The sequence below is a fragment of the Pleomorphomonas diazotrophica genome (genome assembly GCF_002844595.1).
Lineage (GTDB): Bacteria > Pseudomonadota > Alphaproteobacteria > Rhizobiales > Pleomorphomonadaceae > Pleomorphomonas > Pleomorphomonas diazotrophica.
This window is the reverse complement of record NZ_PJNW01000019.1, coordinates 94,671-107,957: the sequence shown is the minus strand read 5'-3', so window position 1 is coordinate 107,957 and position 13,287 is coordinate 94,671. Positions and strand designations below refer to the sequence as shown.

At 65.6% G+C, this 13,287-nt stretch carries 14 protein-coding genes and 1 tRNA gene; 4 read left to right on the top strand and 11 right to left on the bottom strand.

Translation table 11 applies throughout. The features are described from left to right. The 3 genes from CXZ10_RS21655 to CXZ10_RS20475 all read left to right on the top strand — a co-directional run. A partial coding sequence (locus CXZ10_RS21655) for a hypothetical protein (protein WP_180336107.1) occupies positions 1-877 on the top strand: 877 nt, incomplete at its 5' end. A 46-nt stretch (positions 878-923) separates the two neighbouring features. Next, positions 924-1,877, top strand: a complete 954-nt coding sequence (locus CXZ10_RS20480) for a quinone oxidoreductase family protein (RefSeq protein WP_210199973.1) — start codon at positions 924-926, stop codon at positions 1,875-1,877. Between the two features lie 11 nt (positions 1,878-1,888). After that, complete coding sequence (locus tag CXZ10_RS20475) at positions 1,889-2,503, top strand: TetR/AcrR family transcriptional regulator (protein WP_143741585.1); 615 nt, start codon at positions 1,889-1,891, stop codon at positions 2,501-2,503. A gap of 12 nt (positions 2,504-2,515) precedes the next feature. On the opposite strand, the gene CXZ10_RS20470 is transcribed toward CXZ10_RS20475, so the two are convergent. The 8 genes from CXZ10_RS20470 to CXZ10_RS20435 form a co-directional block, all read right to left on the bottom strand. Then, a tRNA-Ile gene (locus CXZ10_RS20470) sits at positions 2,516-2,591 on the bottom strand. Positions 2,592-2,654: 63 nt separating this feature from the next. Next, positions 2,655-2,942 (bottom strand): hypothetical protein, encoded by a 288-nt coding sequence (locus CXZ10_RS20465; protein ID WP_244617235.1) that lies wholly within the window; start codon positions 2,940-2,942, stop codon positions 2,655-2,657. Next, positions 2,884-3,282, bottom strand: coding sequence for a hypothetical protein (locus tag CXZ10_RS20460; protein WP_101291226.1), 399 nt, complete (start codon positions 3,280-3,282; stop codon positions 2,884-2,886). The genes CXZ10_RS20465 and CXZ10_RS20460 overlap by 59 nt, the downstream gene beginning before the upstream one ends. Beyond that, on the bottom strand, positions 3,282-3,872 hold the full coding sequence (locus CXZ10_RS20455) for a lysozyme (RefSeq protein ID WP_101291225.1): 591 nt from the start codon (positions 3,870-3,872) through the stop codon (positions 3,282-3,284). Before CXZ10_RS20455 ends, CXZ10_RS20460 begins: the two co-directional genes overlap by 1 nt. Then, a complete protein-coding gene (locus CXZ10_RS20450; RefSeq protein WP_101291224.1) occupies positions 3,859-4,092 on the bottom strand; it encodes a DUF7940 domain-containing protein in 234 nt (77 codons plus the stop codon). The genes CXZ10_RS20455 and CXZ10_RS20450 overlap by 14 nt, the downstream gene beginning before the upstream one ends. Positions 4,093-4,151: 59 nt before the next feature. Then, positions 4,152-4,553: a DUF1515 family protein gene (locus tag CXZ10_RS20445; RefSeq protein ID WP_101291223.1), complete on the bottom strand. Its 402-nt coding sequence runs from the start codon at positions 4,551-4,553 to the stop codon at positions 4,152-4,154. A 9-nt stretch (positions 4,554-4,562) separates the two neighbouring features. Next, positions 4,563-5,240: a DUF4376 domain-containing protein gene (locus tag CXZ10_RS20440; protein WP_101291222.1), complete on the bottom strand. Its 678-nt coding sequence runs from the start codon at positions 5,238-5,240 to the stop codon at positions 4,563-4,565. Between the two features lie 10 nt (positions 5,241-5,250). Beyond that, positions 5,251-6,648 (bottom strand): tail fiber protein, encoded by a 1,398-nt coding sequence (locus CXZ10_RS20435; RefSeq protein WP_244617236.1) that lies wholly within the window; start codon positions 6,646-6,648, stop codon positions 5,251-5,253. A 366-nt stretch (positions 6,649-7,014) separates the two neighbouring features. Between CXZ10_RS20435 and CXZ10_RS21430 the strand changes: the two genes are divergently transcribed. Then, complete coding sequence (locus CXZ10_RS21430; RefSeq protein ID WP_143741584.1) at positions 7,015-7,941, top strand: methyltransferase domain-containing protein; 927 nt, start codon at positions 7,015-7,017, stop codon at positions 7,939-7,941. A gap of 477 nt (positions 7,942-8,418) precedes the next feature. On the opposite strand, the gene CXZ10_RS21425 is transcribed toward CXZ10_RS21430, so the two are convergent. The 3 genes from CXZ10_RS21425 to CXZ10_RS20425 form a co-directional block, all read right to left on the bottom strand. Beyond that, positions 8,419-8,835 (bottom strand): hypothetical protein, encoded by a 417-nt coding sequence (locus CXZ10_RS21425; RefSeq protein ID WP_143741583.1) that lies wholly within the window; start codon positions 8,833-8,835, stop codon positions 8,419-8,421. 163 nt (positions 8,836-8,998) lie between these two features. Beyond that, positions 8,999-9,775: a hypothetical protein gene (locus tag CXZ10_RS20430; protein ID WP_101291221.1), complete on the bottom strand. Its 777-nt coding sequence runs from the start codon at positions 9,773-9,775 to the stop codon at positions 8,999-9,001. A 29-nt stretch (positions 9,776-9,804) separates the two neighbouring features. Further along, on the bottom strand, positions 9,805-13,017 hold the full coding sequence (locus CXZ10_RS20425; RefSeq protein WP_143741582.1) for a hypothetical protein: 3,213 nt from the start codon (positions 13,015-13,017) through the stop codon (positions 9,805-9,807). Positions 13,018-13,287 lie beyond the last annotated feature (270 nt).

Genomic DNA, 13,287 nt, shown 5'->3' with positions numbered 1-13,287 from the left:
ACCTGAGGCACAGTTCGTCTATAATGCCTGGCTGGATGCCAAGGGCAGGGTCGATGAGATCCGCGAAAAGCTTCTCCTCTGGGTGGCGGAGCATGGCACAACGCCGGGGGCATCGCACGTCTACAAGGCTTGGCTGGACGCCAAGGGCGAGGTCAAGGTCGTCCGCGAAAAGCTGCTTGAATGGGTAGAAATCAATTCCTCGCTGAAAGATGCCGACTTCGTTTTCCGTGCGTGGCTGACAGCCGGACAGCCCCTAGAGCCGATCAAGTCGGCGTGCGAAGCTTGGCTAGAGACGTATTGGAGCTACGAAGATGCTGTCTATGTGACAAAGGAACTTTCGAAGGCTGACAACCTGTCGTACAAAAGTGCCGCATGCATATTTGCTTGGGCAGGAGCGTATTCGACTAACGAAGACGCGATTTTTCGGATCAGTCGAGCAAGTAGGGTGTTTCACCGCTATGCGCATATTTCAGATTTCTCGCTGCTTGTCACCGAGGTGACAACGAAAGTTATCGCTCATGTGTTTGCCGCGCAGAAGCTTCCCAGCGGGGTGCGGGATGCGTGTTCGATCCTCTTCGCCCACTTCGCTAAATCTGAGCATCCTCGCGATCGCAATTGGCCAATAATTTTAGGTATGTATTGCAATGGCTTGAGGCACGGATCTGTGTTTCGGCATTTTCAGGGCACGCCCCACGCCACGTGGGAAATTTTGCTTCATGAGGCATTATCCGTAGAGATGCTTGACCCAATCACAGACGCCGCTGCCATTCGTCATGCTCATGAATTGATCCAGCAGGTACGTTCGCCAGATGAATACGCAGCGCTGATTTCGCATGGCTATCTGTCGCCGCTACCTCAAGCTGCGGACGATCGATGATCGCTCCCCTGCCTTGCGCAATTTACTTGTTTGCTCTACAAGCAAATTGAAAAGGAGATGCGCCATGCGAGCTATCGTCGTGAAGGAATTCGGCTCGGCCGATCAGCTTTCCCTTTCCACCCTGCCCGACCCGGCGCCTGGGGCGGGCGAGGTGGTTGTTGCCGTGGAGGCGGCGGGGGTGGGGCTGGTGGATGTGCTGCAGCGGCAGGGCTATCTCGGCGCCTCCCCCGACTTCGTTCCGGGCATCGAGGTGGCGGGGCGGGTTGCTGGCGTCGGCGCGGGCGTGGACGGGGCGCTGCTGGGCAAGCGGGTGTTCGCCCATGGGCAGGGCGGCTATGCCGAGCGGTTCGTCGCCGGCGTCGGCGGGCTTGTCGAGCTGCCGGACGCGGTCTCGCCCGAAGCGGCCGTGGCCCTGGGCATCAACGCCCTGGTGGCGCACTTCAGCATATTGAGGGCGGGGCTTCGGGCCGGCGAGCGGGTGCTGGTGCGAGGCGCCAGCGGCGGCATCGGCGCCATGGCGGTCCAGTTGGCGGTGCGGCTCGGCGCCGAGGTCACCGCCGCGACCAGTGCCGGCGCGGCCGAGCGCGTCGCCGCCCTTGGGGCGCAGCACGTCATCCGGCGCGGCATGGACGGCGAGCCCTGGGGACCGTTCAATGTGATCATCGACCCCGTGGCCGGCGAGGCCATGCTGGCGCTGATCGGCACCCTCGCCCCCAACGGCCGCTACGTCGTCAACGGCGCGGCGGCGGGCTTCCCGCCGGCCGAAGTCGGCCAGGCCCTGCTGCAGATCTTCCCACGATCGCCCAGCTATTCGCTGCTGAGCCTGGATTCCGTGCCGCAGGAGGAGAGACGGCGCGCGGCAGCGGAGCTGTTCGCCGAGGCGGCGCGCGGGGAGCTTCTCCCCCTCGTTTCAGAGGTTCTGCCGTTGCAAGAGGCCGCCAGGGCTCACAAAATGCTCGAGGCGGGTGGGCGCTTCGGCAAGCTGGTGCTCCGGCCATAGAGGGCGTTGAAATGACAGGGCGGCAGACGCGGCGGACCCAGGAGGAGCGGCGGGATGAATCCGAACAGCGCATGCTGGCGGCCGGCGTCCGCCTCGTCGCCGAGCTCGGGCCGGAGAAGCTGACGCTGAACCACGTCGGCACCAGCGCCGGCTACAGCCGCGGCCTTCCCGCCCACCACTTCGGCTCGCGGGAAAACTATCTCAAGGCGCTGGCCTCGCATGTGGCGATCGAGTTCGACCGGACGCTTCAGGCCATCGACCGGGTGTCCGGGCTTGAGGCGGTGCTGAGGATCACCCGCGCGGTGCTGGATCAGCTGGCGGCCGATCCCGAACGCGGCCTGACGGCACAGATCGTCCTGGCCGACCCCCGGCGCGAGCGGGCCCTCTCCGAGGATATCGCCGCGCTGCGCGACAATACGCTGGCCCTTCTCGCCCGCCACATCGCCGATGGCATCGAAGCGGGCGAAATCCGCCGGGCCGTAGAGCCCAGCCACGCCAGCCTTTTCATCGCGGCGGGCATCTGCGGCCTCATCGACAGCCAGCTGGCCGACCCCCGGTTCGATATCGCGGCAGCCGGCGACCAGCTGCTCGACCTGATCGAGCATGCGCTTGCGGCGAAGCGATGAAGATCGAGGAGGTGGTGGGCCCGGCAGGACTCGAACCTGCAACCAGACCGTTATGAGCGGCCGGCTCTAACCATTGAGCTACAGGCCCTTTCCGGATCCCCGGTTGAGGGCGCCTGTTTCTGCCATCCCCCACCGGCGGAATCAAGGCGCTTCATCGGCCTGTCGCCGCCGAAGGCACCGGCGTCGACAAGCCGGCCTTCACCTCGTCATAGAAGGCGGCGCAATCGGCGGTGCGGCGGTCCACCCCATCGGCGACGATCTGCCACCGCCCCTGCACGGCGCGCCACTTCTCGCCCGCCCTCGGCGTGACGCGCGGCATGGCGTCGCGGCAGCGCGCCGGCAGCGCCGGCAGGCTCACCCCGGCGCCCTGGCGGCCGATCTCATGGGAGGCTGCCGTGAGGCGCTGGTCGAGATTGCCGCAGCCACTCAAGATCGCCATCAGTGACGCGGCAGCCATCGTCGCCGCTGTCAGCCGCCACGGCCGCCTCGTATCGCTTCCACGCATCGTCCGCTTCCCTGTTCGCCGCCTCGGCCCGCGCCCGGTCGGTCGCCGCCGTGGCTTCCGCCAGCTTGAACTGCCGCCGCATTTCCTCCACCTGGCCTTGCAGCGCCAGCTTCTCGGACGCCGCGACGAAGCCCTCGCGCGCCACCCGGGCGACGGCGGGGTCGTCGATGAAGGCGTCGTAGAGTTGGAGGACAGCGAAGGCGACGGCGCCGCCGACGACGAGGCCGAAGAGAACCGCCGCCGTGCTGCCGAACTTGCCGAGAAGGCCGAGCATCAGAGAAGCCCCGAGGCGCAGAGTTCGCCCTCGCCGATGCGCGCCGCGTCGCCCATGCCGCGCCGCCGCGCGAGGCCGACCACCATGCGCCCGCCGGCCCGGTTGAAGGCGGTGGCAGCCACGCAGCTCTCCAGCCAGCGGCCCGCCCGGCCGAGCCGCGCCGCCGTCGAGCGGCAGGCGGCGTCGGTGCCGATGTTCCAGGCGAGCGAGGTCATCATGGCCCGCCAGCCGAGCGGCGCGGCGCTCCAATTGGGGATGCAGGCAGTGAGCCGGGCGCGATAGTCGCGGACGATCCGGTTGGCAAGGCGCCGGTCGCAGCCGGCGGCGGTTTCCACCATGCCGGGCCTCACGCCCGCCGTGTCGCCATCGCAGATGGTCCAGACCGGCGGCTTGGCGATGGTGTCGAGATAGGCCTGGAGCGACCGCCCTTCCCAGGGCTTCACCAGCACGGTGACGGCCAGCGCCACGTCGTCGGGCACCGGGGCGGCGCCGGGCATCAGCGCCAGCGTGCCGGCGGCGCCGGCCGAGAGCACCACGGCGGCGATGGCCGCGCGGGCGCGCTTGGAGGGCGTGAGCTTAATCGTCGCCATGGTGCAAGGCCTCCTGCAAGACGTAGCGGGCGACAAAGGCGGCGAACACCACGCCGAAGGCCACGAAGGGAAAGGCCGCCGCCGGGATCAGCTCGGCGCCGGCAAGATAGGGCAGCACCGCCTCGGCGGCGGTGAGCAGGCCGCCGGCGATCAGGATGTGGGAGGTCCAGGAATGCCGGAGCACCCGGCGGGCATTGGGCACGAGCCTCGGTCGTTTCATCGCGCGAACTCCAGCGAGCGTGGCTGGAGATTAAGCGGGATGGGTTTGCGGGCTGGCGCTCAGGTGATTTTCAGCCAGTGGCGCAGGAGGGCAACCGCCTGGTCGGAAAACCAGGCGAGCGTGGCGCCCAGGCTGACGCCGCCGATCGCCAGCACGCCGACGAGCCTGAGGCCGGTGGCCTTGATGTCGCGCCAGTCGGCGACGGCCGGCAGCACGGTTTCGCCTTGCGTCCGGGCGAGATCCTCCACCACCTGCCGGCTCAGCGTCAGCTCGGTCTTGAGGGCGGAGAGTTCGCGCGCCTGTTCGTCGAGGCGGCGATGCACGGCGGCCCGGTTGTCGCGCGCGGCGATCTTCTCGTCGCCGAAGTCGCTGAGGAGGTGCTGGACGCTGGCGCTGAGCTCGCCAAGCCGCAGCAGCACCTCGTTGGTGGGGTCGGCATCCTGAAAGAGCGGCTTCACCATGCGATGGGCCTATGACGCCGGCCAGCCGGCAACGATGTCGATCGTCGCGAGCGCCGCCTCGTCCTCGGCGGCAAGCGCGGCGTCCTTCAGGTCGCGCCGGTGCTGGATGATGCTGGCGTAGTAGTTTCCGACGGCGACTGCGAGCGCCAGCCCATCGACCGGCGCGGGAAGCGGGATCCGCGTGTTCTCGATGGCGATCCAGCCACGCGAATAGCTCTCCGGCCAGGATACGCTACCCGCCGAGGCGGCCGTTGCAGTCGCAGCCATAGCCGTCAGGTCAGCACGGCTTCCGTCGTCGAGGGCGACATGCAGACCGCCGTCGACCGGAGCGCCTGCGGCAAGCAGTGCGGCGGCCGCGGCATTGATGCCGTCAAGCTTGGCGGAGCGAAGGTCGTCGAGAGTTGGGTCCGGCGGCGTAGAGGAAAGGCCTAGCTCAGACGGGTCATCCAGAAAGTCGATGAGGACGGGGATCCGCTCCATGTACCACGTCTCGCCGCGATGGTCGGCAACTTGCTTCCAGGTATTGCCGTTCCAGCGGCGAACATGGCCGGCGATCTCATCCGGCGGCGCGATCTCCACGCCGCCGCCGGGGATCAGATAGGCGCCAAACTCGAGTGGGCTCGGGGAAGCTTCGACCAACCCAACGTAGAGTCCGGCTGCATCGGTCTGGTAGACGATCTTGTGCATGGCGCTGACCTCAGAAATGCATGATTGCGAGAGAGGCGCGGTTCTTGACGGTCACTTCAGAGCCGCCATCCGTGGCAGTGGGAAGCACTTGGACACTGTTCCAGACATCGGTCATGTAGCTACCGGCCGCCGCAGCAAACGACTGTGAGCGAGTGGAGACTTGGTGGGTGTGCGCCTTGTTCTGGTCGGCCTGATACGTGCCGATCACACGCCCGAAATCGAGGCCACGGCCGTGGTCCCAGCCGCGATCAAACAGGCCGCGGTCATCCGGCAAATTGAATGTCGTCGCCCCGTCTCCGGCGCCGAATGTGGTACCGAGATAAGCAAAAAGCGCGGAATAGGCCGCGCGCGAAATCGCCGCCCCATTTCGTTCGAGACAACCGGGGGGCACGATGCTGCCGGCAACGTGTCCCACCTTACCGAGGTTGATTGACGCATAGCCCGTATAGCCTCCGATGGTCCGCCACAACAGGATGTCAGCATAGTCATCGTGCCAGATCGGGCCGATATCCGTATTTGGAAGCGCTGCTCCCGAAGACAGTCTTGGCATGGAGCCGGTGGCGGCCCAAAGACCTTGCTTTTGCGCCGCGCTGAGCCCCTGCGGCGTATCATAGCGCAGGTACGCGGCTTGAATCTGCGCCGTCGTCGAGTAGTTCGCCGGATCCCACGTTGCAGCCGCAGCAGCGCTCGCTGCCGCTTCGGCCGCCTTGCCGGTTGCCTGGGCCGCTGCCGCCACCGCCGTGTTGGCGTGTCCCTCCGCCGCCACGACCACGCCGGAGATGCCGGCCACCGTCTCGATGTCCTGGGCGATCGGCGCCAGCGCCGACATCTGCGGCTGGATGTCGGCCAGCGACAGCACCGAACTGGTGAGTTCATCCACCGACACCGACGAGGTCACCGGCAGGATCACGGCGCGCGCCACCTGCTCTTTCAGCTGCAGCGACATCTGGGTCTGCTGGTCGATCGCCCTTTCGATGGTCTCGGCGAAATAGGCGCCCTGGTTCTCGAGGTCGATCTCCTGGGTGAAGGGCACGTTGAGGATCAGCGTCACGAGGCAGCCGGCCGGATAGGCGAGCGCCGTGTCGACCGCCCCGCCGCCGTCCTCGCCGACACCCGCCACCGTGTAGTCGGTCCCCAGCGCCAGCGTGGTCTCCATACCCTCGGCGCTGGTCAGGATGACGCGGATATGTGCCGCGTCGTAGATCTTGAAGGCATAGGGAAAACGCTTCGTCGCCCCGTTGCAGGCATAGGGGCCGGAGCGGTTCGCTTCGCTCGCAATGGTCATGGGAGGGCCTCTCAAAAGCATCGTGCGGAAAACTGGCAACCGATTTCCGTGAGGTCGATGCGACAACAGGGAAAAGAACTCGCGAGACCCTAGCTCGGCGAGGTTTGTTTCATCGCGGGCCATCGGCGGACAAGCGCCTCACGCTCCTCAGATCGCCCAGCCGGCGGAGACGTCAATGGCTTCCACAACAAGCACCTTGGCAAGGACGCGGCCGAACTCATCGTTCATGGCTCACCCCTGGGTGAGCCGGCTAACTCTTGCTGGCTGCCTGTGCTATGCTGCAGACAGTATCCCGGGTGGAGGATGCTTCCGCCGTGGCCCGCCAGCCTATCCGCAGCCAGCGGCGTACAAGCGCCGCGGCTGAGCGCGGAGCCACGTAAGGTCGCCTCGACAAGAGCGCCACAAGTCCAGGGATGGATATGTAACTCTCCGCTTTATGTTTTAGGGCCGCCACTCTATAGGTAAGCCAATGCCAGATCGGGGGAGCAAATGGATCAGGTTGGGCGCGAGTTGAATGCGTATGAAAAGCGGTTCATTGACTTCAACGTGACGGGCATGGGGTTGGAAATCGCTCCGTACTTCAACCCGTTTTTCTCAAAAGAAAAGCACAATGTGCTATATACTGACTACATTTCCAACGAAGAGATAAAGTCAAAGGCGAGTACTAATCCGTCCGCCATCAATTCTACGCCTCCAGACATTGACTTCGTCTGGACGCCAGGAGTGTTGTTGCGCCAATGCGCACCGGCCTATATCGTCTTTGACTACGCGGTAGCCTCCCACGTGATGGAGCACGTTCCAAACCCCATCAGGTGGCTGAATGAGATTTTGCAGGTGCTCAAAATCGGCGGGCGACTGCGCTTAATACTGCCTGATCGCCGCGAATCCAATGATTACTTCCGAGCCGAGACAACCACTGCTGAACTGCTTTCGTGGTGGGTTCGCGATCTATCGATCCCGTCCCCTGAACAAATTGCCGATTTCATGCTCTTTGGCATGGGTGACGGAATCTATGACGGGTTTCGCGATGGAGTTCCTGTGCGGCCCAACAAACAGTATAGCGTGTCAGACGCCATCTCTATGATGAGACATACAGTAGCAACAGGGCAGTACATCGATGTTCATTGCTCTGTCTGGTCGCGAGACGGTTTTATCAAAACAATCGCCGAAGTAACCTCTATCGGCCTCTTGAACATCGAGATCGTTCCAATCTCCGATAGCCCAACTGAATTCACAGTTGACTTAATTAAACTGGGCGATCCGGCACTAGATGTGTTCGAGTTTTCGAAAAATTCTCGCACCGAGCCCACTACGGCTGTTAGTCCACCACCTGACAACTCAACCACCGCCGCGCCACACAGGTCAAGATTTTGTTCATGGCTTCGTTCAGGAGTTCATCGGCAACCGCAACCATAAGGGCGCGGAACTATAGGTGATTGCGATGGTCGCACCGGCCGGCAGATGGAACTCTTCCCAAATCGCTGCTGGCGATTCGACCCATCACAAACTCGTTGATGGCCACAGCCGTGAACGACCGCGCGCCGACACGAACCATAACGTTCCGGCCCGTTGTGTTGGTAGGAGTCCACATCCGACGCCGGAGCAGACGGAAATCGCCGCAGGTCGCGCACGGTGCAGACAAGGCCTGTATAGTCTGTCGTATCAAGAACAGTTGACGGCCCCGCCCCGTTGGTAAGGGCGCCGCTTTCCACCGGGGCGATGCGACAACAGGAAAAGAACTTGCGAGACCCTAACGTGCCGGGAGTTTGTTTCATTGCAGACAACCGGAGGACAAGCGCCTCACGGCCCTTCAGGCCGGCCAGCCGGCGGAGACGTCGATGGCCTCCAGAACAAGCACCGTGGCAAAGACGCGGCAAATTCCTCGTTCATGGCTCACTCCTGAGAGGCCGGCCAGACCATCGCCGGCAGCGAGGCAATCAGTTCAGCACCGGATGGAAGGGTGGGGATCTCGCCTGCAACGGCTTGGGCGCGCAGGGCGAACACCTGCGCCCAGACGGCATCTCGCCACGCGATGAAGGCGGCAGCCTCGGCGACCCACATCGTATTGACGGAGCCAAGTAGGTCACGCAGGTGACGGTGTCGTGTAGCCGCGCGACCCTCGCCGTTTGGTCGGCATGCGTGTTCACCAGAGCGCGGGCCATCTCGAACAGCTCGTCGAGGGTCTGGGAGAAAGCCGCTATTGCGCCGGCTTCCCCCGGCAACGCAATGCTCGAAGATCTCCGATCCTGCTGCGCTGGTGTAAGGCACGGAATCGTAGCCCAAACCTTCGATCACCGCATCGACGTCCATCAGGTATGGTCGGCGTTCGACCAGCGGGATTTGCGAAGTCGATCGTCACGCGATCCTCTGAAAGGGGCCGGTCGTGTTAAAGGAGACCGTTTCGCCGGAGAGATTTCGCCACGTTCCGGTGGGCGTTGGTTCGTTGGAGTACTCAAACCGCAAGCCAGCGCCGCTAATAGTTGCGCCCTCCCGAACGCTGCTGAGTGCATACATCGGCAACGTAATGCCGACGCCCCAAAATGCCCACATCGATCGGCACGCGGCCATTGGCGGCGGACAATACGCTATTGGCCGTTGACTGCGCCGTCGTCGAGTAGTTCGCCGGATCCCACGTTGCAGCCGCAGCAGCGCTCGCTGCCGCTTCGGCCGCCTTGCCGGTTGCCTGGGCCGCTGCCGTCACCGCCGTGTTGGCGTGTCCCTCCGCCGCCACGATCGCGCCGGAGATGCCGGCCACCGTCTCGATGTCCTGTGCGATCGGCGCCAGCGCCGACATCTGCGGCTGGATGTCGGCCAGCGACAGCACCGAACTGGTGACCTCGTCCACCGACACGGACGAGGTCACCGGCAGGACCACGGCTCGCGCCACCTGCTCTTTCAGCTGCAGCGACATCTGGGTCTGCTGGTCGATCGCCCTTTCGATGGTCTCGGCGAAATAGGCGCCCTGGTTCTCGAGGTCGATCTCCTGGGTGAAGGGCACGTTGAGGATCAGCGTCACGAGGCAGCCGGCCGGATAGGCGAGCGCCGTGTCGACCGCCCCGCCGCCGGCCTCGCCGACACCCGCCACGGTGTAATCCGTCCCGAGCGCCAGCGTGGTCTCGATGCCCTCGGCGTCGGTCAGGATGACGCGGATATGCGCTGCGTCGTAGATCTTGAAGGCATAGGGAAAATGCGTCGTCGCCCCGTTGCAGGCATAGGGGCCGGAGCGGTTCGCTTCGCTCGCAATGGTCATGAGAAACGCCTCGCAGGTTTTCCGGGACCCTAACTCTCAGGGGTTTGTTTCGTGGCGCCGAACACATGGTCGATCGCCACAGCCGGCGGTGCATCCATGAGAAGCGCCGCCGCCATCATGGCCGAGCGCACCGCCTTGCCATCCGCAACGCTTTGCTGAGATTCGGCAGGGGCCGCCCACCTCGCCGCTCGTAGCGCCCCCTCCCCCGGAGCCGGTGCGGCGTCACGAATGGCCGGCGCCGATCCGATAATGCTGAAGCCGCCTTCACAGCTTCGTGCCGCCGCCAACACCACCTTCTCGCGGGCGAACAGCATGGCGGCGCCGAGGGCGCGCGCGAGATCGCCGGCCGCGCCGGCCGCATCGGGATGGGCACGGAAGAAGGCCGCGATCATGGTCTTCACCGCCGCCTCCGCCTTGCCATCCATCCCAGCCTGCAGCCGCCGTACCCAGCTGTCGCCCTCGGCCACCGCCTTGTTCTCCTTGCCGAAGCGGGCGAGCCCCTGGCCATAGCCGACGAGCCACACGGGCAGGTCGACGAAATGCCAGCGAGCGCGCCGGATCAGCCAGCCCGCGAGATCTTCCTGCCCCGCCTCTCCCCGCTTCGCCGCCGACGCCCGCCGCCCGGCCATCAAGGTTGACCGCTCGGCAACCCGATCACCGATGCCGGGGACGAAGGTCCCGCTGATGCCTGCCGCGAAATCCTTGTCGCCCACCGCCTTGATCGCCTCGGGCAGCCCCGCCGCCTCGATCACCGCCGCCGCCATATCCTGCGCCAACTGCCGGGATACCGGATCGCCGCCTTCGGCCGACGCCATATGCATGAGGAACGCCGCCGGCTCGAGATCTCCGGCCGCGACTCCGTCGAGCCAGCCCGCCAGCGTTTCGAGATCGTCCTTCCGGCCGTTGACGGTGAAAGCCTCGCTGAGCTCCCGCAACAGCCGTCCGGCATTGGTCACCACTTCGGACAGCTCAAGGTCGTGCAGCAGCCGGTCGACATAGGCGTGCAGCAGCGTGGGATCGAGCCCGACGCCCCCCTCCACCTCGCCCTCCTCCGTCATCGCCTTGGCGAACCGTCCCGCCCGCACATCGGCGGCAAGATCACTCTTCACAGCCAACGGATAGAAGCCGCCCTTCAGCGCCACGCCGCCCACGTTCACCGGCCGCGCCTCGGGCCACCTGGGCGTTTCGCCGGTCGCCCGCCGCTCGCGCGCGGCAATGTCGCCCCGGAAACCCTGGAGATAATCCCACACCGCCTGAACGAAGCGCGCATCCCGCCCGTCGAGCGCCGCGAGGATCTGCGTCACCACCTCCGACGCAAAGCCCGCTTGCCCGATCAGCCCGGCAAAACCGGCGTCGTTGCCGGCGTTGAGCGCGATGGCGATCATCTCCCAGCGCGACAGCGACCGCCCCAGCGCCGGCAGGAACCGGCGCACCGCCATCGCCCGCCGTTCCCCGGCATCATAGGGCACATAGAGCGCCGCCATCTCCTCAGCCGCCCGCTGACGGCGCGCCTTCAACGCCGCGACGGCGGCATCGACAGGCGCCTTCAGCGCGGTGAAAGCCGGCCCCTCGGCGCGGCCGTCTATCTCCCGCAATACTTCATCGGAAGCCCGCCCCAGATCGACCGAGCGCTTCCCCGCCCCACCCTTCGCCCGTGCCAACGCGGCGGCGATGCCCTTGGCGGCGTCGCCAAGGCTCTGCCGTCCGCGCCCGTCCACCAGCGCATCGTTGCGGCCCATGGCGTGTTCGATGTTCTCAAGGCTGGCCACCACCGCCTTCAGCCTGCCGATCGGCAGCTCGCGATAGGGCTTGCTTTCGCCGTCCGCCAGCACGACGTCAGCCAATGCCAGCTCGTTGTCGCGGCCGGCCGCCGTCATCGCCTTCACGAAAGCGGCCACAGCGTTACGCGGCGCCGGCTCGCCGGACCGGCGAAACTCGAAGCGGTCGAGAATGGCATCGATAGCCGGCCAGCCGTCAACGCCACGCGTCACCTCCGGCCGCTCGGGATGGTCGAGCCGGCGCACCATCTCCTCCGCCGTCTCGAGTTCGTCGGCAATCCCCAGCGCCTCGGCATAAAGTGCCAGGTTGAGAAGCTGCCGTCGCCGGGCATCGCAGATCTTCTTCTTGGGCCCCTCCCCATCCTCGCCCGAGGCGGCGAGCCTCGCCACCTCCTCGCCGGCCCGCCGCTCGGCCACCAGGTGGTGGCGGGCATCGATGGCGTTGCGCACCGGCGTATCGACCAGCGCATTGCGGGCGAAATCCGCCGCCCCCTCGGCCGTGACGGGCTGCGCCTCGCCGGCTGCACCGGCCAGCGCCTTCAGCTCGGCAGCCAGCCATTCGGCCATGCGGTTGCCGTGGATCGCGGCCAGCGCCTTCTCCGGCAATGTGCCGTCAACCAGCGGATCGCCCCGCCGCTCCACCATCAACCGCTTGGCCTCCAAGGCGATCGTCGCCTCGCGCTTGGGCACCAGCGCCATCGCCTGGATCATCTCGTCGCCGCTCGAAAAGCCGAACAGCCCCGCCGCCTCGTCGGGGTCGACGCCACCCGTGGCGGCATAGGCGGTGAACCGCCCGCGCGGCAACGCAGCAAGCACCGCCTCGCCATAGCGCTCGACCAGAATGGGCCGCGACAGCCTGATCGTCGGCAGCGCCGACGCTTCATCGATGTTTTTTCCTGGAGCAGCCGCTTTTCGATCAGGTTGTTTCAACCTGATCGGCGGGTGCTCTAGCCAACGCCGATTGGTCAGCCACTCTGTCGCCCGATAGACCGGCAGCGCATTGATCCGCCCTTCCGCCTCGGCCGTCGCGGCCGCCAGTTCCTCGCGATAGCCCTTCTCCCGCGCCTCCCGCACCGGCCGCAGCATCTCCCGCGTCAGCCGATCCTCGGCCTCGGCCTCCGCCGCCGCCCGCTTCTCCCGGAGATCCGGCGACACCGGCCCGACATCGCCCGCCGCCCGGCGCGCCTCGACCAGCGCCAGCTCGACGGCCAGCAGCCGATCGAACACATCGCCCACCTCGGGGCTGACAGCCGCCCCGAGCCGCCTCTCCGTAAGATAAAGCCCGATCAGCCACGCCCGAAAATGCCGAAACGCCTCGCGAGGCCCGGCCGGCAAAGCCGTACCCTTCAGAAGATAGTCCTCCAAGGCGCGGGCGAATTGTTCCGTGCCGTCTTCGGCATCGCCCCACCAGCGGGAAAGCGCTGCTTTGTCCTGAGAGGCAGTGGGTTCTCCCCGCTTCGCCATGGCGTCGAGTTTGTTGACGTATGCGCGTGCGGCTTCGCATAGAAGCGTTGAGAGAGCGGCCACAGAGAACAGCCGCCTCAGCGTATCAACGTCAGCGGCGGATGCATTAGTTTGGTCGACTTCACTGCTTTCGGGCGGCAGGTGAAACATCTTGCTCGGCCGCTTTCGAGTTTTGCCCTGCACAGCCTTATCCCTGTCGGATCGATCGGCTCCGGGTTTCTCCGCGAGAAGAACCGGGTCTGGGCTGGCGGCCTTTGAGGACTGCATTCT

Coding starts and splice junctions, on each gene's coding strand:
- CXZ10_RS20435 (WP_244617236.1), bottom strand. CDS start 6,648: ATGGCCCGCGATGAAACAAACCTCGCCGAGCTAGGGTCTCGCGAGTTC.
- CXZ10_RS21425 (WP_143741583.1), bottom strand. CDS start 8,835: ATGGACGTCGATGCGGTGATCGAAGGTTTGGGCTACGATTCCGTGCCT.
- CXZ10_RS20430 (WP_101291221.1), bottom strand. CDS start 9,775: ATGACCATTGCGAGCGAAGCGAACCGCTCCGGCCCCTATGCCTGCAAC.
- CXZ10_RS20425 (WP_143741582.1), bottom strand. CDS start 13,017: ATGGCGAAGCGGGGAGAACCCACTGCCTCTCAGGACAAAGCAGCGCTT.
- CXZ10_RS20450 (WP_101291224.1), bottom strand. CDS start 4,092: ATGAAACGACCGAGGCTCGTGCCCAATGCCCGCCGGGTGCTCCGGCAT.
- CXZ10_RS20465 (WP_244617235.1), bottom strand. CDS start 2,942: ATGGCGATCTTGAGTGGCTGCGGCAATCTCGACCAGCGCCTCACGGCA.
- CXZ10_RS20475 (WP_143741585.1), top strand. CDS start 1,889: ATGACAGGGCGGCAGACGCGGCGGACCCAGGAGGAGCGGCGGGATGAA.
- CXZ10_RS20460 (WP_101291226.1), bottom strand. CDS start 3,282: ATGCTCGGCCTTCTCGGCAAGTTCGGCAGCACGGCGGCGGTTCTCTTC.
- CXZ10_RS20455 (WP_101291225.1), bottom strand. CDS start 3,872: ATGGCGACGATTAAGCTCACGCCCTCCAAGCGCGCCCGCGCGGCCATC.
- CXZ10_RS20445 (WP_101291223.1), bottom strand. CDS start 4,553: ATGGTGAAGCCGCTCTTTCAGGATGCCGACCCCACCAACGAGGTGCTG.
- CXZ10_RS21430 (WP_143741584.1), top strand. CDS start 7,015: ATGGATCAGGTTGGGCGCGAGTTGAATGCGTATGAAAAGCGGTTCATT.
- CXZ10_RS20440 (WP_101291222.1), bottom strand. CDS start 5,240: ATGCACAAGATCGTCTACCAGACCGATGCAGCCGGACTCTACGTTGGG.